This window comes from Novacetimonas cocois (assembly GCF_003311635.1).
GTDB lineage: Bacteria > Pseudomonadota > Alphaproteobacteria > Acetobacterales > Acetobacteraceae > Novacetimonas > Novacetimonas cocois.
Map to the genome: position 1 here is coordinate 1 of NZ_QEXL01000001.1, position 19,309 is coordinate 19,309.

The following is a 19,309-nucleotide window of genomic DNA, read 5'->3' on the forward strand; positions in this document are numbered from 1 at the left end:
TCGTCAGGCTCATAACCTGAAGGCCGCAGGTTCAAATCCTGCCCCCGCAACCACTGATAGATACTTGCGATACGAACGCATCAAGAACGCCACTGTCCGGATGGACCGTGGCGTTTTTCTTGTGCGCCGCGAACTGCAGGATCGCCGCCAGGTCGCCGCGCAGGATGCACAGGGGATTGGGGGGGTGTATGCATGCCGTGCCGATAAAGGCAGGTAAAAGATCTCTGACGATACATAATGTTTATCTGGACGCCTGATGCGAACTGGCGGTGTTAGGCAGGCGGCAGTAATCAATTCCTGATATTTTCCGCCATCGTCGATATGTCGGGAATATTGCTTCTGGAATATATCTGCATCCAGTACACGCTGCCTGCGGAAATCAGTAGCAGAACGCATTCAACCAGAAGCAGGGTCGGAAGGTTTCCAAAGGCCACGATCTGTCCCGAAAGCCATGGCGCAACAGAAAGCCCTAGTCCGGCCAGAAGATTTACCTCGGCTATGACTTCGCCTTTACTGTCCTGTTGTCCAATCGTGGCAAAAATGAACGGAATGACAAACGTCCATGCAAATTTGAAACTCACGATACCTGTGATGAATGCTCCCACGGTCGGCAACATCAGAACCAGCAGGGCACCGATCAGCATACCGTACCCCACGAACATCGCACCATGTATATTGGGCCTGCGACCGTACCAGGCTGCCAAGGCCGATCCCATGACCCCGGCAAACGCGGCACCTGACATCAGCGCGCCGCCATGCAGGGCGCTGATCCCTGCACGTGCGCTGATTGCGCCTGAAAATGTCCATATGCCACTCAGCCCCATGTAGAACAACAGGACAGCAATGCGACGCAGGACTACGGGAAATCCTGAAATCGAAACATGTCCCTCATTTACGGGCCTGTTCCTGGTGCCACCCTGCGCCAGGAACAGGCCCATCCAGGACAGGACGATGAACAACATGGGCAGCAGGATGAAATATGATTTTATTCCGTAATGCGTGAATAGCGCGGGCAGCAGGGCAAGGCCGATGACGCCTGTCATGCACTGACCCAGAATATAGATGCCATAGGCACGTCCTCTATCCGCGCGTCTGTTTGCGCTGCTCATCGCAACAATCCCAAGCATTGCGCTGAACGTTGCCGTAATAAGACGCACGAAAAGAAGTGCGATGAAGTAATGGAGGCACAGGATCGCGATCAGGTCCCCCATGACGACGACAGCAACCGATACCAGAACGATCAGGCGCCACGGTAGATTGGGCAGGAGCCATCGACCGCCAAGCCCTGCAAGACAGTACCCCCCGAATTCCATCGAGAAGAACAGCCCGACCCTGCGCGCATCAAGGCCGAGTTCGGTCATCAGCTGGGTGGCGATGACCGGTGCACATAAAAGGCTTGCATTCGCCAGACCCGCGAAGACTGCGATGGCGATCAGTCCGCAAAGGCCTGACGTCGGGTATCTATCCTGCTTGGGCATGGCATCATGTCTCAGAAATTGGCGGTTACGTCGAAACCGACATTGGCGGGCGGGGCGACGACATCATGAATGTAACTGCCTGCCGGCTGGGCAAAGAATGTGTTGAACTTGGAAAGGATGATATACCGGTTCAGAACATTGTTTCCGTAAAGCGACGCGGACCAGTATTCTCCCCTGTACATGACCTTCAGGTCCAGCTGATTCCATGAGGGAATATTCAGGATCGGATCGGCAGAGGTCGCGTTCGTGCCCACATAGGTACTGTCAACCCATCGGAAATTGGCCTGGAACACAAGGCTCTTTTTTGGACCAATCGGTACGGTATAGTCGCCACGGACGCTTGCCGTCCAGTCAGGCGTGCTGGGCAGGGAGGAACCTGTCCGCACCACGGGTGCCTTTCCAACGCCGGGATGAATGACGTAATCCAGAAACTTGCTTGGGGTATAGGCCGCGTTGGCTGTGATTTCGAACTGATGGATGGGACGCCACGCCACGCTGGCCTCAAAACCCGTAATCCGGCTTGCCCCGGCGTTGGTGATGGCGTTCGAGGTAATTCCGTCCCGAACAACCGTTGACTGTACCTGCTGATTTTTCAGATCAATGTCATATCCGGCCAGTTCGAGACGCAGGCGCTTGTTGACCTGTGACTTGATCCCCATTTCATAGGTGCTGGTTTCTTCGGGCGCGACAGGGCTGACATCGGTGGGAACAACCGGCGCTTTCTGGTAACTGCCGGATTTGTAGCCCTGTGCGTAACGGAGATAGACGGACGTTCCCCGCCTGATGTCATATCGCAGCGTGGCGGAAGGCAGCGCCTTGCCCCAGGAATGGCTGCTGGGCACGTCCGTATTGAAAGAGGCCCATGATCCCAGACTGGACAGGGGGGACGTCAGGACATTGTTGGCCGGAATGACATAACGTTCCAGCCCCGCCGCGCTGACATCTTCCCAGACATAGCGTAGTCCCGCATCCAGATGCAGTCTGGGCGTGATCGCATATCCCACCTCTCCATATCCGGCGTAGCCGGTGCGACGCAGGGAGACGACCTGGGAATTCCAGATGCCGGAATACAGGGAATGCAGCGTGCCGTCCGGGGAATCCAGATCCGAAAGAACATAGAAGCGGTTTGTATATTCCCGATCCTTGTAGGCACTGAACCCGACATTCCATGTAAAGCGTCGTGACCCGTTGGACTCGATACGGAATTCCTGCATCTTTGACTGCTGTTCGGAATAGATGTCCTGCAGGTTGTTCTGCAGTCGCGCATCGCCGACAAAGTCCAGCGGGATATCCGAATTCGCCTCACGCCATGATGTGATGCTGGAAAGCTTCATGTAGGGCAGCGTGTAACTTGCGACAATGGCAGCGCCGTAATCAACACTGTTGGACTGATAGGCAAGATCGCCATTGACGGTATAGCAGTGACAGCTGTTCAGGGGGCCTGCGCCGTTCTGATTGCCATTGTCGCGATGGTAATCACCGATCAGCCGGATATCGAGGTTATCGGTGGGCGTATAACGCAGGACCGTGCGGAAACCACCTTTCTGTTCCACGCCCGTATAGCGGTTGAGGTTGATGTGGTTGCCATATTCCGCAACCAGATTTTCGCCGGGGAAATAAGGGTCGGTAAAGGGAAATTTCGATTTTCCCTTGTTATTTATGTAACCATCGGAACGACTGTAATCCGCCAGGATGGAGCCATACAGATTCCGTGCGATCTTGCCGCTGAAATAGAGCTGCGTCCGGAATGTATTGAAGCTGTCATAACCAACTTCCGCGCGGCGTATCCTTTTTTCACTGGGCGGCGTCGTTACGATGCTGACGACCCCGGCCTCCGCATTGCGGGCAAACTGTGTATTCTGTGGTCCCTTGTAAATATCCACACGCTGCGGATCCATAAAGCCCACGTCAAAGTTCAGGGACGGCATATAGACGCCATCAACATAGGTGCCGGTGGCGGCCTCCAGCTGTGCATTGGTGCCGACGCCACGGATGACCAGCTGCGTTGATTCCTGCGTGGGCGATAACGAGCTTGTCGTCATGTACAGGCCCGGCGTCATGCCCAGAAGGTCGGTGGTACGCGCGACATTCAGCTGCTTCAGTTCCGCGCCGGAATAGCTGCTGATGGATTGTGGTACCTTTATCAGCTCGCGCTTATGGCTCTGGCCCGTGACGTTTATTTCCTCGGGGAGGGTTTTCCTGTCAGCAGCTTTTACATTGGCTCCGGGTGTCGTTTTTCCCGTGGGGCGGGGCGCGGCCTGATCCATCGTCGGATTGCGCTGCGGATTTCCGGCCGCGCGCGCCTTGCCGCATTCCGCAGCGACCAACCCGAAAATCAGGGCGGGAATCGGTACAGACCCAAGAATATGCGAAAAAGAACTGTAACCTTTTTCTATGTTCCTTGACATGGGAACTCTGTCCTGTTTTCTGGGTATTTCTAATATTATCAGGAAATATCCTGATGCTATTTAATATATACGTGCGTATTGTTCGCAGATATTCTCCGGGCTCCAGTCCCGGGTTTTATCCATCTCGCATTTCTTGGCAGTGCGGATCCCTTCGATCAGGACAGGATCAAACCACTGCCGGACAACATGATCCGAAAGAAAGCAGTCCAGCGCCGCACCAAGGGTGGCGGGCAGGCGTGTTATTCCCGACTGTGCGCGTTCGGCCTCCGACAGGGCGTCAGGATCCCCGGACAGCAGCGGCGGGGTCGGCAGGCGCTGGCGCAATCCCTCCAGTCCCGCGCGGACCAGGCACCCCAGGGCCCAGTAGGGACTGGCCGTTCCGTCTGTCGGCCGGAATTCTATGTTGAACGCGCGGGCGGGATCGGCATGGGGCGCGATCGGACATATCCGCAGCGCCGCTTCGCGGTTCAGCGCGCCAAAGCTGCTGTAGGCAGCACTCCAGTGATGGGGAACCAGCCGTAGATAGGACACGACCGTTGGCGCACACATCACCATCAATGCCGGCATATGCCTGACAATACCGGCCACGAACTGCCCACATTGCGCGGAGACACCATGTGGATGCGCGGGATCGTAAGTAACCGGCGTTCCGTCTGTCGCATCAAGGAACGAGAAATGGATGTGCAGCCCGTTGCCGACGCCATCGGGCTGCAGCTTTGGCGTGAACGTGGCGCGATGTCCATGCAGGCGCGCGACCTCGCGCACGACCTCACGCACAAGGACCGCCTTGTCCGCCGCCTGCAGGCCGGGTCTGGGGGCGCAGGCCAGTTCGAACTGATCCTGTCCGTATTCGGGAAGTATTATTTCCGGTGCCGCGCCAATATCAGTCAATGCGTCAACCAGATCCCGGCACATCGTGTCCGCGCGCCGCATGGCCTGCAGGGAAAAGGCCGGCGCCGTCCCCCATGACGCACCCTGTATCTGGAATTCCATTTCAAAGGCGCCCTGAAGGACCAGGCCGAATTCATTTTCCAGATCCGACAGCGCCGCCTTGAGGAAGGAGCGTCCGCAACCATACCAGGGCGTTCCCTCCAGCGTGGTGATGTCGCACAGCATCCCGTCAAGGGCGCCATCCCCCAGGCGGCGTGACAGAAACCGCGTCTGCGGGTCCGGAAGAAGGCGCAGGTCGCCGGTGCATCCCCACGGATTGTCAGCCGCGATTTCATCAAAAGGGGTCAGGCCAAGATTGGCGGGCACCCATCCGCATCCCTTTTCCATCGCGGCACTGCGTGCGGGCAGGGGAAAGAAACGACCACGCGTGATCCCGACCAGATCATTGGTCAGCAACGCCCCGAGCGCCGTTGTCATGTGGATGTCATTACTCATGAGGCATGATCTCTTTCATGCGATGAATGACATCGTCGGTATTCGTCACCATGCAATATCCCCCAAAGGCCGTCAGCGCCGCATGATGGCGCGCGGCGGTGTATGTCGCGCATGCGTCTTCGGGCAGGACAACGCGGTAACCCCTGTCGGCAGCATCGCGCACGGCCATGTCCACGCACTGGTCGGTCAGCTGTCCGGCGACGATCAGGTGATCCGTCCCGAGATTGCGCAGGAGATAGTCGATATTCGTGGAGTTGAAGACGCCAGAAGAAGTTTTCGGAAGAACGATCTCATCCTTGATCGGGGAAAGTTCAGCGATGATCGCGCCCTGCGGGTCATCCGGCGCGATATGGATCGGTGTCAGCTTGTGGTCGAGGGAACGGTCCCGCCCGTCGGAACGCAGGCTGCGGATGATGGTATGCAGAACATCCACCCCCATCTGTCGCGCGGTCTGCAGAAGCCGCATCTGGTTGGGAACGGCAACCGTGGCATTGCGGTGGGTGAAATAGTCGTTATCGGTGCCGGAAGCGGAGTACATCCAGACAACCTGCATATCCACCAGAAGCAGCGCGGTCCGTCCCACTCGCATTTTTGAATTCCGTTGTCTCATCAACATCTATCCGTAATTGTGCGTGGATATGGACCATGGTTCCGTAGCCCCTGAAGATACGATGGCGTACGGGTCGATACGGTGTCAATACAATTTCATGATGGACATTATATTAGATAATGTGGAATATCTTACATTCCTGACAGCTTGTCAGTCTGCCCACGCAAAATCCGTCGCACGACGGGTCAAGGGGAAATGGAGACAGCCCGATGCACGCAGCGTTTGAAAAAGTATGTGCCCTGATTGACGCGGAACAGGACTGGGCCGTGCGACACAGTCAGGCGATCGTGCGCATTCCATCCGTAAACCCCAAATTCCAGCGCGGGGAAGGCCTGAACCGGGAGGCGGACGTACAGGCCTATCTGGCTGAAATTCTCGACGGGATGGGGCTGGGGACAACGCGTTATGATGTCTTTGCCGGCCGACCGAATCTCATTGCCTCCCTGCCGGGGGAAGATGAAACGTCTCTGATGCTCAATGGACATATCGACGTGGTTCCCGCGGGCGAGGCCGCACGGTGGTCGATGGATCCCTTTTCGGGGGACATCCATGACGGGCGGCTGTGGGGACGGGGCGCCACAGATATGAAAAGCGGCGTCATCGCGATGATCGCCGCCCTGCGCGCCGTCCTCAAGGCGGGTTACCGGCCGCGTGGGCGCGTCGATATCCATTGCGTCGTTGACGAGGAGGCCGGCGGCTTCGGCGCGATCGACGCCGCGGCGCGTTTTCCCAAATGCCGGGCCGGCATCATCACGGAAACATCCTACGGCCGGATCCTGCCGGCGGAGGGCGGTCTGGAATGGGTCCGCGTGGTCATTCCCGGACGGACGGCGCATTCCGCATGGCGCTATACCTCCCTTTACCCGCAGCCACCGGGGCTGGAGCGCACGCCGGGCGTCAATGCCGTCGATCTGGCGGCAAAATTCCTGATCGCCATGCGCGATCTTGAACATGACTGGGCAATGACCAAAAGCCATCCCCTGATGCCGCCCGGCATGAATACGCTGCATGCGGGTGTCATTCGCGGGGGCGCCTTTGCCGATGAACGCGGCGTGCCGGCCATGATGGAAAACCCGGCCATAACGCCTGACTGCTGCGCCATTGATATCGATCTGAAATTTCTTCCAAATGAAAAGACCGCCGATGTCAGGCAGGCGTTCGAGGCATTCGTCCACCGTTTCGCGCAATCCGACGACTGGCTGCGGCATAATCCGCCCAGGGTCATCTGGGAACTGGGCGGCCTGCATTTCGAACCCATGAACACGCCTGTCGATCATCCCCTTGTCCAGTCGCTGGCGGCGGGACGCAAAAGCCTGGGACTGGATGTTGATATCACCGGTTTCGTCGGCGCGTCCGACGCAGCCCATTACGCCGCGCATGGCATCCCCTGCGCCATCTATGGCTGCTCCGGCAATAACGCCCATGGTATGGACGAGTATGTCGAGATTGACAGCATCGCGGAGACGACGAAGGTGCTGGCAGGCAGTATTATGAAATGGTGTGGTATTCACGACGCATGATGGACGGCAACATATCAATCCGCGATCAGCTGATCGCCCGCAGCGCTGATCTGACCCGTTCGGAACTGAAAGTGGTCCGGGTCCTTATCGACAATTATCCGCTGGCGGTCATGGGGCCGATGTCGGCATTGGCGCGTCAGGCGCACGTCAGTGACCCGACCGTCATGCGCGCGGTATCGAAACTGGGGTTCGACAGTTACCAGGACATGAAGACGGCCATGCTGGCGGAACTGGACAACAACCGGTTTTCGCCACTGCATGTGTTGCGAAGCAAGGATGCCGAGGCATTTCGTTCCGACAATGTGCATAACCTGTTCATCGACGGGATCATCGCCAATCTGACGGCGATGCGCGACGGGTACCTTCCGCCGAATTTCCGCGCGGCGCTCGACCTTCTGGGCCGGCGCCGGCGTTACGTCCATTGCCTTGGCGGGCGTTCAAGCAAATCCCTGGCCAAGCTGCTGTGCGGGCACCTGATCCAGGCGCGGCCGGGGGTGACGCACATTGATGGCGGTCCGGCGGACCTTGTCGATATACTGGTCGATTTCACGGAAAACGATACCCTGGCGGTTTTTGATTATCGCCGGTATCAGGATGACATCATCGCATTTTCCCGCGCGGCGCGCGATCGTGGCACGCGGATTCTCCTGTTTACCGACATGTGGCAGTCCCCCATCGCGGACTTCGCTGACATAACGCTCAGCGCCCCGATCGAGACCATATCCCCTTTCGACACCCTGGTTCCCGGCCTTGTCCAGATCGAGACCCTGCTGGCCGCCATGATGGCGGATCAGGAAAGCCGGGTGCAGTCGCGGTTGGAAGATATCGAGGAAATTCGGGAAAAGTACGGAAAAACCCTGTTTTAACAAGCATGACATTCCATACCGGAAACCGCGCATGGCATGGCCTGGTCATGACGGTATGTGACGTCGTGCGACATGCATAAGGTCAAGCATGAACAATACAAATGGACCGGATACATCCGCGCAGTCGGAAATCGGGGCAGTCCAGGTCATCAATGCGCAAGGGCGTTCGCCTTATGTGATTTTATGCGAACATGCCTCATCGCATATCCCACCGGCATACGGCGATCTGGGACTGCCGGAGGCGGAACGGCTGCGGCATATTGCATGGGATATCGGCGCGCGGGACATGGCCATCGCGCTGGCGCATCGCCTTGATGCGGTGCTGGTGCTGGGAACGGTGTCGCGACTGGTGATCGACCTCAACAGGCCGCTGCACAGCAGAAGTTCGATCCCCGAAATCAGTGAAACCACGGTCATTCCCGGCAATGCGGCCCTTTCCATGGAAGAGCGCACGAAACGGCATGAACAATGGTTCTGCCCGTTCCATGAAACGGTAACGGCCATCCTTGATGAACGTGTCGCGAGGAAAAAACGTACGTTACTGCTTGGCATCCATACGTTTACCCCCGTCTTCAAGGGGGAAAGGCGTCCCTGGGCCGCGGGCATTCTTTTCGGTCATGCGCGGTCTTACGGCCGGCTGTTCATAGAGGCGCTTCACAAGGCATCCCATTTCCCGGTTGCGGAGAATTTTCCTTACCAGATCGAGCTGGATGAGGATTATGCCGTTCCCGTGCATGGCGACGGTCGTGATCTTCCCGCCTGTCTGGTGGAAATCCGGCAGGACCTGGTGGCGGATGAAACAGGCGTTACGCGATGGGCATCATTTCTGACAACCGCCGCCCGTGAAGTTGAACAGACCTTTGATGATCAGGGGGCCGTTGATTGAATCAGTCGGGCATGAAATGACGTCATATCCACCACCTCAAGGAATGATCCCGTACCCCGAAACAGGGACATTCGGGGGCGTATCGCTTTTTCCGTAACGTATGGAACTTACCCGCCACTGGTGCATCCTGCCCGATGACGCGTCCTGCGGATGACGGCAGGTTTTCCGCCCATTGGGCAGAATCGCCCGGGCGGGGCGTTACGGAGTTCCCTTTTGAACCGTCCGCGCGGGGCATCCTGATGGTGCGGGCGTTATGTGCTGCCGCAGGGAAGGCCAATCGCAGCCTGCCGTCACGTGTTGCGGCATGCCCTGAGTTGTATCCATAGACATGTCCGTTTACCGATTGCTCACTTTTGCGGAACATAATTCCGATACCAGCTTCAGCAGGCAGCACGGTTCAGGCAGTTCCGGCGGGAAAGGTATCAGATATGACAAAATACACTACAGCTTCGGGCGTAACTTACGATATCACGCAGCCATATTCTGGTTTGCTGATTTATAACGACTGGGATGTTACAATTACAGCGCCCAATGGGTCCGTAGTATATACGGGTGAAAACATAAACCCGGGGGTGGACCTTCTCGGTCTGGCGCAGGTATTTTCGGGCGGATATGTCCTGACCGGGACCCAGGACTATGACACCCTGATAAGTGCGGCCAGTAACCAGACGATCATAAGCGCGCCCGGATCTACCGGTAATATTGATATCGGAGTTGGCGCGGCAGAGGCAAATACCTATTACATAGGGGGGGACAACACCCTGTCCGGCCTTGTCGACGCGATTTCGGGAACCACGATCAATGTGGTTGGCGGGACGGCGACGCTTACAGGCAACAGCGGCGGCTCCCTCGTCGGCCTGCTGACCGGTTCAACGGTCAATATTGAATATGGCGGCACGTTCAATACGGGCGCTGCCCTTGCCAGTGTCCTTGAAGGGGGCACGGTCAATTTCGGCACGGGCGGCGGGACGCTGATCCTTAATGGGGGCGGCACGGTCATCAGCCTGCTGTCGTCCGGAACGCTTAGTACAACCACCCTGAACAATTATGACCCCTCGAAAGACACGATCGAGCTGCAGGGCACGACCGGTGCCATTTCCTCCTATACAATCAGCGGCAGCGGATCGGATGGCAGGGTCATCAACCTGCTGAATTCCAGTGGCCAGACGGTTGCCGAATATTCCGTCAACCTTGCTGATGGCGTAACCCTGCCTGATGGTAAATATTCAACCAGCGGGACGGATGTCGCCAGTAATCCCCTGCAGGTGACCTATGCCGGTGACAATACCTATGTCGGGGTCTGCTTCCTCGAAAATTCCATGATTGAAACCCCGTCCGGGGAACGCGCGGTGCAGGATCTGCGGATTGGTGATGAAGTCATCGCCTATGCCGGGGATCAAAGGCAGGCCCGCCGGGTCATATGGGCCGGGCGGAAACATGAAACGGTCCGTCCCGGCCTTCCGGATGATGAGGCAGGATATCCTGTCCGGATCCTCAGGGACGCCATTGCCGAAGGCGTTCCTTACAAGGACATGCTGATTACGGCTGAACACTGCCTGTTCCTTGATGGCGGTTTCGTGCCGGCCCGCATGCTCGTCAACAATCGGTCCGTTTTTTACGACAGGTCGATCACGTCCTACGAATACTACCATATCGAAACGGAAGAACATTCGGTCATCAGGGCGGATGGCATGCTGACCGAAAGCTATCTCGATACAGGAAATCGCGTGAATTTCCGGCAAAGTGGCAATATCGTCAGCATCGGGGGCCGACCTGTCCGGTCATGGGCCAGGGATGCCGCGGCTCCCCTGACCGTATCGCGGCAGGTGGTCGAACCGCTGTTCCACAGGATTGAAGCCCGTGCGCAGCAGGCAGGCCACGCCATTGCATCCGAAGCGCCCATCGTCAGTGAAGATGCCGATCTGCACCTCATGACGGAAACAGGCAGCATCATCCGCAAGATGCGCGAGGCGAATGGATACGCATTTTTCATGATCCCGCCGGGGGTCGAGAATGTGCGCATCATGTCCCGGACCAGCCGACCGTCCGACACGATCGGTCCCTATGTCGATGATCGTCGTCAACTCGGCGTTCTGATCAAGGAAATCAAGCTGTTTGAAGGCAACGTGGCGCATCCCATTGCCACCCATCTTGCACAGGATCCTTCGGAGGGATGGCATGACGGCCGGTATGCCCCCGCCAATGTTCCCTGTCGCTGGACGGACGGGCAGGCTGTCCTTCATCTGGGACAGCGGCATCCCACGCTGATGGGGCTGCTCTGCCTCGAAATCCTGGCTGGTGGTCCCTACATTGTTCAGGATAACGGGCCTTGCGTCGTGGACGTCGATCGTCTGACGGCCTGAGCAGGATATTCCCCCGTGCCTGAACGGGCGCGGGGGAACGCTGCATAAGAAACCGTTTCAAGGGCCGCCACGAAACATCGAGGAATCATAAAGAAGTTTCTGATGGAGATTTTCGTGGAAAGCTTCATGGAACGTTACATTCTGCGAAAGGGCAGCGCCAGAAAACGTGTGATATTTTCGCAATGATCCGTTTTCAGACAGTCTTCAAGGAAGCATGACGACATCTTTTATCCTGAAAGTCGCCCAGGTCTGGACCGGTGCGCCGCCCCGTGGCGAAGTGCGTGCTATTGATGAGGTTCGGGAAAACCACGTCGTATTCCATAAACAGACGACACGACGCGCCTTCGTTACATACCGGACAACAACGGTCATGGGATTTCGCAAGTGGATCCAGCAGAGTCAGGCTGTATCCAGTGACGGGATGAGCGCGGCCAGCATCCATGGATTTTCCCCGTCCCGCGAGATCGGACAACGTATCCAGCTTCTGCGCAGGGCCGCCGGATTAAGTCAGCAGGCCTTTGCCGACCTGCTGGGTGTTTCCCGAACGGCCGTCGGATTTTGGGAAACGGGACGTCCCAACAGGATCAGCAGGCATATCCCCCGTATCGCCCGGATTTTTGGCATTAGCGAGGAAGTCTTCCTCAATGGCCGGAGCGAGGAAAAAGTGCGGGCCGAGATCACGAAAGACGAAGCCAGTATCATAGAACTCTACAGGTCGCTTCCCATGGAACACAGGTTGCAGGCGATAAAACGTATGGAAATGCTTGCCCGAAAAGAGGGAAAGGTCATTGCCCCGTAAAACCGGGTGCACACATGGCGCGGTTCTGTTTCTGGTTTTTCCAAAAGGGTAGGGGGCCTGATACCGGCGTTCCCGAAAGCCATGCCATGCTTTCCCCGAAAGCAGGATGGTTGGTAAGGCGGGAATTTCGAGACAGGAAGTGGGAATAATAATTTCCAGAACGTTTTTTTGTAATTAAAGAAAACAAAACGCAGGAATGAAAGACAAGAAACATCCCAAGTTCAGAATGCATCGTGGGAAGTCGATCCCGGTGCAATGCAAAAGATATGATTTTTAAATAAATAAGACAAATATATTATATTTGTTGATATTGAAAAAGGTTGCGCAGTCGGGCCGAAGGTGATGCTTTCGATACATGGCATATCGAAAGATTTAAACGAGGCATGAAGATGACGATGCGCAAATCGGTGGGGACCTACCTGATCGAACGTCTCCAGCAGTTGGGAGTGCGCCGGATATATGGCGTTCCGGGGGATTATAACCTGGAATTCCTCGAACTGATTGAACAGGCCGAGGGCCTGACGTTCATAGGCAACTGCAATGAACTCAACGCGGCCTATGCCGCCGACGGGGATGCCCGCCTGTCGGGAATATCCGCGGTCCTGACCACGTATGGGGTGGGGGACCTCAGCGCCCTGTCCGCCATTGCGGGGTCTTATGCCGAAGGGGTGCCGGTCATCATGATTTCGGGCATCCCGCCGCTCCACGCCATCGCGCAGCGCGCGCTGCTGCATCATACGCTGGCGGATGGCGGGTATGAAAATGTCATGAACTGCTACAGGCAGTTCACCGTGGCGCAGGCCCGTCTGGTGCCACAGGATGCTGCGGTTGAGATCGACAGGGTGCTGGGCGCGGCATGGCGTGAAAAGCAGCCGGTGTACCTGCAGCTTCCGTCCGATACATGCTGCGTTTCGATAGCCGCCCCGGCAGGGAGTGACATTTCGCCACAACCCGGCAGCGACCCCGTACAGCTGCAGGCGGCCGTGGCGGAAATCGTGCGGCGGCTGGAACAGGCCACCCGGCCGGTCCTGCTGCTGGACGCGCTGGTGCGGCGTTACGATCTTGGCGCGTGGGTGCGGCAGCTTTCCGAAATGCTGGACATCCCGTTTGCCACCCTTGCGACATCCAAGGCAGCCCTGTGTGAAACCAGCCCGCATTATCAGGGAATATATGGCGGCAAGGCGTCTTCGCCCGCGCTGTATGATCTGGTCCGGCAGGCGGATTGCGTGATCGGCCTGGGTGTGCGTTTCGTGGATGCAACGTCAGGGTATTTTTCGCAGTCTTTCGACAGCGATGCCTTTATCAATATCGGGGCATTTGACGTACGCTGCGGCACGGATGCGTTCATGGGCGTGGCGGCGGCCGACCTGCTGGACGGTGTCCTTGCCCATCTGGCGGCGCGCGCATCCTCTTCCCCAACCACGAAGACTACGCCTGTCACCACAACGGAGGTGCCGGGCAAGGCGATCGGGACGGCGGAATGGGGGCAGCCCGCATTCTGGGCGCGTATCCAGACATTCCTGCGGACAGGCGACGTCGTGCTGGCCGATAATGGAACGTCGCTGGTGGCATTGACGCATATGCGCATGCCGGCGGAATGCCATTTCGTGTCGCAACCCATATGGGCGGCCATTGGCTATACCCTGCCTGCGCTGCTGGGGGCGCTCAACGCCAGCCCGGAACGGCGGCATCTGCTGTTTATCGGTGACGGGTCATTCCAGATGACGGCACAGGAACTGTCCAGCATCCTGCGTGCCGGGCACAGGCCGGTGATTTTCCTGCTCAACAACCGGGGATACACGATCGAACGCATGATCCTGGGGGAAAAGGCGGCCTATAATGATATCGCCAACTGGGATTACGCCGCGTTGCCGGATGTGCTGGGCCCGTCGGGCGGGGCAGTCTGCCTGCGGGCAGGCAATGCCGATGAGCTGGAGGCCGCGTTAAGGCAGGCGGAGGACCCCCGGCATCTGGTCTTTATCGAACTGGCGTTCGAACCCATGGATGGCCCGACGGGAATCGCCTCCTTCGGGGGCGTGGTGCGTCGTTATGATTATGGAGCCTTTGGCGAAGGCTGATTTTTCCTGATATCCATCGGCAGGGGACGATTTTGCATTGCGCTTCCTGTCGATGGCGCTATCTTATTGAAAAGCACGGCGATCTGGTGCGCCTGTATATTTTTGCGTCATTCCTGACGGGTGACGCAATTTCCAGCATTCTGGAAATCCCAAAATACCTCACGAAAACGTGAACGCAATGCCTATTGTTTGGGCATTTGCCTGCTCTTCATGCAGGACGAAGGCGATGGATTTCGATGGAAATCAATCCTGCCTCTATTTTTATCACAAATATTCGGACGGTCCCTGCATGTCATGGGAAGAGTTCAGGGTAGTGTTTGTTTTGTAATCAAATATTTGTTCTGGAATATTTATGAAACCGTCATGAAAACGGATCTCCATTATTTCCTCGTTGCAGTGAAACGGCGTTTCGTGTTTTTACCGCGTCACTCCACATCGAGAGATATGAAAGAAAAGAAAATGCTGATCCAGAATCTGAGCGAACTGCTTGCCAACTCTGTCCATGCCATGTCGTCGCTGACCATGGTGTCTTTCCTGCCCATGATTGCGGCGCTGATGATTGCGACCATCATTTCCGATCGCGTTGCCTAAGGCGGGGGTTGTTACCCCCACCTTGACCCTGTCCTGCCACAGGCAGGCACCCCGCAGCGGTTGATGCGCGATAAAGCCGCCGGTTTCCGGCGGGCATGATATCCCCACGCTGTGGCCCACGATCCGCCCACGCCCGGTCATTCCACTGGAATACCGCAGGCAGGCAGATCGTCCTCCGGAAACAAGGCATGCGATAATGCCTCTGTTGGACGGATAGATTACAACCTGCCCATTTCCACCCCGGATACGGCCCTGACATGGCGACTGTTAACGGTCTGCCGCGACAGGTCTGTGCGAAGGATCGTCCTGTAAATGGTGTGCGGGTCGCCGTATCATGATGGCTGCTGTCCGGCGCGGGCCCTGCTGATGGGGCCGCGCCCGGACGGCGTTGCGGCATCCTTCGACCTTGCGGTTTCAGGAGCCTGGTCCGCATGACGTTGCGCGGATCGTTCTGCGCGGTTCCTTGTCGGCCGTTTCAAACGGTCCGTCTTTGGGGATCCCGTAATTATAAGAAGTTTCTGGTAATGTTTTTTCAGGACGCGCCCGCGAACGCCGCCTTTTTGAAAAAAAGGTGGCACCCCAAAACTTCTATTATTTTTCCCTCAATGCTATCGGACGCCTTTTTCAGGGGCGTTTTCTTCCATCGGGGAATGACGATCGGGCCGCATCGATCGGCTTTGAGGGTTTTCGTGCCGTATCTTCAGTAAATGGGTTCGTTGCGGCCCAGTGCGCGCAGGCCACGGATGATGCTGTAAATCGTCCATCCTGCCCACCACAGCATCAGCAGAAGCGGAAAAACAAAGAAAACCGCGCCTATTCCGCCCGAAATGGCGGTAACCGCAAGACTGAACAGATATAGCAGCAGTCCCACCACCGAATAGACCAGTCCCGTCAGGAAAATCGAAATCTGGAATCGGAAGTGGGAGGTATAGGGCTCCTGCGAATCATCCCGGTTGATATAGGCGAGTATTATTCCAAGCGCACTGGTTCCCGGAATGAAAAACCCGATCAGGTACAGGATATAGACAATGTTAACCATTGAATTGCCGCCAGCTTCCCCTTGCGATGGGGGCATTCCCGTCCCGTTATGCGCGTTGAAATCCATTTCTGCCTCGCCCTGTTCTCTTTGCTTGGGGGTGTCTGACATATATTACGCGATGCGAATAATGGAAAATCATCCATACCATTCGGTCTAATAATATTATTTTAATATCTGATAACAGAAAACCATAAAACGATTATATGTCCTTATGCCCTGAATGCGTCCTGCCACGGGATAAAAGGCGCGTGTGTTTCCTGCGGCCATGACTGCCGCACAGGCTGCCCTATCATATGGGGATGGCGATACTTAAAAAAATATTATCGCAAATAACAAAATTATAATCTGTTGCGAAACCGGGATCGCCTGCCGGATGACCTTCGTGCCGGAAGGTCCGGCCGCCATGTTTCCCCTTCCATTGCAAAGGATGCGCGGATGATGTCCGGCGGACATCCGGCAGGAAACGGCCCCATGCCCCGATCACGGATGACGGGCGATGGCCGTCTTGGCCGGGTGACAGGAAAAGCGCAGGGCCGGCCGGGTCTTCATCCTTTCCGGGATGGGGCTTGTCCTGCATGGGGTGTGGGTGTATCGGCGATAAAAGACGACCGGCGGACTGGTCCGGTACTATATTTCTTTCCATACAGAGCAGATACATGACCGAAACACTGACTGCCCGGGTGACGGGGGCGTCCGATTCCGGACGTGCATCCATACATCCTGCATGGATCTTTTTCATTCTGGCGATGGGCGGGTTTGCCATCGGCACGGCCGAATTTGCGGCCATGAGCCTGGTGCCCATGATCTCCCACGACATGAATGTCAGTGTGCCGCAGGCGGGGCATGCGATTGTCGCCTATGCCGTGGGCGTATGCGTGGGCGCGCCGCTGATCGCCCTGATCGGGGCAAAGGCCAGCCGCAAGCTGATGCTGATCGGCATGACCGCGCTGTATGTGCTGGGCAGCGCGCTGACCTCTGTCGCGCCGTCCTTTTCATGGCTGCTGCTGTTCCGCTTCATCAGCGGCCTGCCCCACGGGGCCTATTTCGGGACGGCGGGAATCGTGGCGGCCTCGCTGGTTCCTGAACGGCAGCGCACGCAGGCCGTCGCCCGTGTCGTGCTGGGCCTGACGATCGCGACCATCGCGGGCGTGCCGATGGCCAACGGGCTGGGTCTGCTGGTGGGGTGGCGCTGGGCGTTCGTGCTGATTGCCGCGATGGCGTTCTGCACCATGCTGCTGGTGATCCTGTTCGTGCCGGCCGATCCCGCGCGTCCCAATGCCGATGCCCTGACCGAACTGCGCGCCATGCGCAGCCGTCAGGTATGGCTGACGCTGGGGATCGGGGTCATCGGCTTTGGCGGCATTTTCTGCGTCTATACCTATCTTGCCTCCATCATGCAGGAGGTGACGCATGCGAAGCCGGTCATGATCCCGGTCATGCTGGCGGTTTTTGGCGTGGGCATGACGGTGGGCACGATGGCCTGCGCATGGGCCGCCGACCGCAAGATGATGCCGACCATCGGGGGCACCCTGCTGGTGAACGCGGCGGCGCTGGCGGGCTTTCCGGGGTCCATCCACAGCGTCTGGGGCATGATGCCCATCGTGTTCATGATCGGGTGTGGCGGGGGGCTGGGGACCGTCATCCAGTCACGCCTGCTCAGCGTCGCGGTCAATGCGCAGGCCCTTGCCGCTGCAATGAACCAGAGTGCCTTCAACCTTGCCAACGCCATCGGCCCATGGCTGGGCGGTCTGGCGATTTCCGCGGGCTGGGGCTGGGGATCCGTCGGCTGGGTCGGCTGCGCGCTTGCGATGGGCGGGTTCACGATATGGATGCTTTCCCTGAGCGAGGAGCGCGCGTCCGCCCGACGCAGGGCCGGTGGCTAGGGGCGGGGGTATTGAACCGTCATGACGCCTGCCTGTAACCTTGGGTCATGACGTCCTTTCTTCCCGACGGGGTGATGCTGCCGCCATTGCTGGGCGACCTGTTTCCGCCCTGTGTTCTGTCGCGCGCGGATGCGCCGCTGCTGTTACGCCTGCAGGAAATACTCGACACCACCATCGCGCCGCATGCCGCCGATAATGACAGGACCGGCCGTTACCCGACCCATGCGATATCGCTGCTGAAACAGTCGGGGCTGCTGATGCTGGCCGTCCCGCGGGCCTATGGCGGCATGGGGGCGGGACAGGCCCTGTCGCTGGAGGTCATGGTGCGCATCGCCATGGCCGATCCCGCCGTGGCCCAGATCTACAAGGTGCATGATGATCTGGTGCGCGAGATTTTTTCCTATGCTACGCCCGCGCTGTGTCATCGCCTGGCGGAGCGTATCCGTTCCGACCATGCGATCATCGGCATGGCGGTTGCCGAAAATGGCCCCACGGCGGACAGTTTCATGCAGACGCTGGCCGTCGCCCGGCCGGATGGTCAGTGGGTATTGCGCGGGCGCAAGATCTACGCCACCGGGGCGGCAGGGGCGGACCTGATCGCCATCACGTCCTTCGACCCGCTGGCGGCGCGGGATCATGATGACGTGCGTGCGGGGCTGCGTCTTGACCTTGTGCCACGCGCGACGCCGGGCCTGCGCATCCTGCGGGACTGGAACAGGATAGGACAGCGGGCGACGGATTCCGGCACCGTCATCCTTGACGATGTGCGCGTCGGGGCTGAATGGAACGCCATTGCCCCGCAAAGCGTGCTGCCGGTGCATACGTCATTGCGTTATCAGGCGGGTTTCAGCGCGATCCTGATTGGAACGGGCATTGGGGCCCTGCGCGCCGGATGTGATTTCGTGGCCCGGCACAGCCGTCCATGGGGGGCGGCGCAGGTCGAACGCGCGACGGATGATCCGTATGTCCGTCGCCGCATTGGCGAAATCGGGGCGGACCTGTCGGTGGCCTATTGCGCGGTCCGGCAATGCGGGGACCTGCTGGACCTGCATGAACGTGGCGGCATCGCGCGCGGCGCGGTCGCCATTCCCGTCAGCGCCGCGCGTTCGGCCGCGACGGGGGCGGCGCTGCGGGCGACATCCGACATCCTTGCGGCCACGGGCGCGCGCGGGACCGACCTGCAATATGGCCTTGACCGGTACTGGCGCGATGCGCGCACATTGTCGCTGCATGATCCGGTGGACTGGAAAAATGCAGAAATCGGACGTCATCTCCTGACGGGCTGGACGCCGGAACCGGGGCCTTACCAGTAACCGCCATTGTGACGGTCGTGCCTTAATGCTGAGCAAAGATAACATGCTGACGGGAAAGTAATAAAAGTTTTGGGTGTCGCCTTTTTTAA

At 58.0% G+C, this 19,309-nt stretch carries 16 protein-coding genes; 10 read left to right on the forward strand and 6 right to left on the reverse strand.

All coding sequences use genetic code 11. The annotated features are described in order from the left end of the window. On the forward strand, nt 1-217 hold a 217-nt coding region (locus NJLHNGOC_RS16110; protein WP_206059674.1), incomplete at its 5' end, for a hypothetical protein. Between the two features lie 73 nt (nt 218-290). Here NJLHNGOC_RS16110 and NJLHNGOC_RS00005 read toward each other — a convergent pair. The 4 genes from NJLHNGOC_RS00005 to NJLHNGOC_RS00020 all read right to left on the reverse strand — a co-directional run bounded on the left by NJLHNGOC_RS00005 (nt 291) and on the right by NJLHNGOC_RS00020 (nt 5,861). Next, a complete protein-coding gene (locus NJLHNGOC_RS00005; protein ID WP_113594559.1) occupies nt 291-1,478 on the reverse strand; it encodes an MFS transporter in 1,188 nt (395 codons plus the stop codon). Nucleotides 1,479-1,489: 11 nt separating this feature from the next. Next, entirely contained in the window at nt 1,490-3,805 is a 2,316-nt protein-coding gene (locus NJLHNGOC_RS00010; protein WP_165837806.1) for a TonB-dependent receptor, read from the reverse strand. 141 nt (nt 3,806-3,946) lie between these two features. Then, on the reverse strand, nt 3,947-5,272 hold the full coding sequence (locus NJLHNGOC_RS00015; protein WP_239021231.1) for a type I glutamate--ammonia ligase: 1,326 nt from the start codon (nt 5,270-5,272) through the stop codon (nt 3,947-3,949). Then, nucleotides 5,265-5,861 (reverse strand): isochorismatase family cysteine hydrolase, encoded by a 597-nt coding sequence (locus NJLHNGOC_RS00020; protein WP_239021232.1) that lies wholly within the window; start codon nt 5,859-5,861, stop codon nt 5,265-5,267. Before NJLHNGOC_RS00020 ends, NJLHNGOC_RS00015 begins: the two co-directional genes overlap by 8 nt. A 230-nt stretch (nt 5,862-6,091) precedes the next feature. On the opposite strand from NJLHNGOC_RS00020, the gene NJLHNGOC_RS00025 reads away from it, so the two are divergent. From NJLHNGOC_RS00025 to NJLHNGOC_RS15805, 7 genes are all read left to right on the forward strand, one after another. After that, the gene (locus NJLHNGOC_RS00025) at nt 6,092-7,402 is read left to right on the forward strand and encodes a M20 family metallopeptidase (protein ID WP_113594563.1); all 1,311 of its coding nucleotides are present in this window, start codon (nt 6,092-6,094) and stop codon (nt 7,400-7,402) included. After that, nucleotides 7,399-8,268 carry a MurR/RpiR family transcriptional regulator gene (locus NJLHNGOC_RS00030; RefSeq protein WP_165837807.1) on the forward strand — a complete coding sequence of 290 codons (870 nt, stop codon included), beginning with the start codon at nt 7,399-7,401 and terminating at the stop codon, nt 8,266-8,268. Before NJLHNGOC_RS00025 ends, NJLHNGOC_RS00030 begins: the two co-directional genes overlap by 4 nt. An 88-nt stretch (nt 8,269-8,356) precedes the next feature. After that, nucleotides 8,357-9,154, forward strand: a complete 798-nt coding sequence (locus NJLHNGOC_RS00035) for an N-formylglutamate amidohydrolase (RefSeq protein WP_113594565.1) — start codon at nt 8,357-8,359, stop codon at nt 9,152-9,154. Between the two features lie 428 nt (nt 9,155-9,582). Next, nucleotides 9,583-11,517, forward strand: a complete 1,935-nt coding sequence (locus NJLHNGOC_RS00040; protein ID WP_113594566.1) for a Hint domain-containing protein — start codon at nt 9,583-9,585, stop codon at nt 11,515-11,517. Between the two features lie 214 nt (nt 11,518-11,731). Beyond that, nucleotides 11,732-12,316: a helix-turn-helix domain-containing protein gene (locus tag NJLHNGOC_RS00045; protein ID WP_113594567.1), complete on the forward strand. Its 585-nt coding sequence runs from the start codon at nt 11,732-11,734 to the stop codon at nt 12,314-12,316. A 383-nt stretch (nt 12,317-12,699) separates the two neighbouring features. Beyond that, on the forward strand, nt 12,700-14,394 hold the full coding sequence (locus tag NJLHNGOC_RS00050) for an alpha-keto acid decarboxylase family protein (protein WP_239021234.1): 1,695 nt from the start codon (nt 12,700-12,702) through the stop codon (nt 14,392-14,394). Between the two features lie 120 nt (nt 14,395-14,514). Further along, nucleotides 14,515-14,985 (forward strand): hypothetical protein, encoded by a 471-nt coding sequence (locus NJLHNGOC_RS15805; RefSeq protein ID WP_165837805.1) that lies wholly within the window; start codon nt 14,515-14,517, stop codon nt 14,983-14,985. Between the two features lie 700 nt (nt 14,986-15,685). On the opposite strand, the gene NJLHNGOC_RS00055 is transcribed toward NJLHNGOC_RS15805, so the two are convergent. Together NJLHNGOC_RS00055 and NJLHNGOC_RS16215 are read right to left on the reverse strand one after the other, a co-directional pair. Then, nucleotides 15,686-16,024, reverse strand: coding sequence for a DUF4870 family protein (locus NJLHNGOC_RS00055; protein ID WP_133258649.1), 339 nt, complete (start codon nt 16,022-16,024; stop codon nt 15,686-15,688). Nucleotides 16,025-16,313: 289 nt separating this feature from the next. Beyond that, nucleotides 16,314-16,811 carry a hypothetical protein gene (locus NJLHNGOC_RS16215; RefSeq protein ID WP_239021235.1) on the reverse strand — a complete coding sequence of 166 codons (498 nt, stop codon included), beginning with the start codon at nt 16,809-16,811 and terminating at the stop codon, nt 16,314-16,316. Here NJLHNGOC_RS16215 and NJLHNGOC_RS00065 point away from each other — a divergent pair. Together NJLHNGOC_RS00065 and NJLHNGOC_RS00070 are read left to right on the forward strand one after the other, a co-directional pair. Then, nucleotides 16,810-17,907 (forward strand): MFS transporter, encoded by a 1,098-nt coding sequence (locus NJLHNGOC_RS00065; RefSeq protein ID WP_239021236.1) that lies wholly within the window; start codon nt 16,810-16,812, stop codon nt 17,905-17,907. The two genes, NJLHNGOC_RS16215 and NJLHNGOC_RS00065, sit on opposite strands and share 2 nt — an antisense overlap. Before the next feature lie 47 nt (nt 17,908-17,954). Continuing rightward, nucleotides 17,955-19,220, forward strand: coding sequence for an acyl-CoA dehydrogenase family protein (locus NJLHNGOC_RS00070; RefSeq protein ID WP_113594571.1), 1,266 nt, complete (start codon nt 17,955-17,957; stop codon nt 19,218-19,220). Nucleotides 19,221-19,309 lie beyond the last annotated feature (89 nt).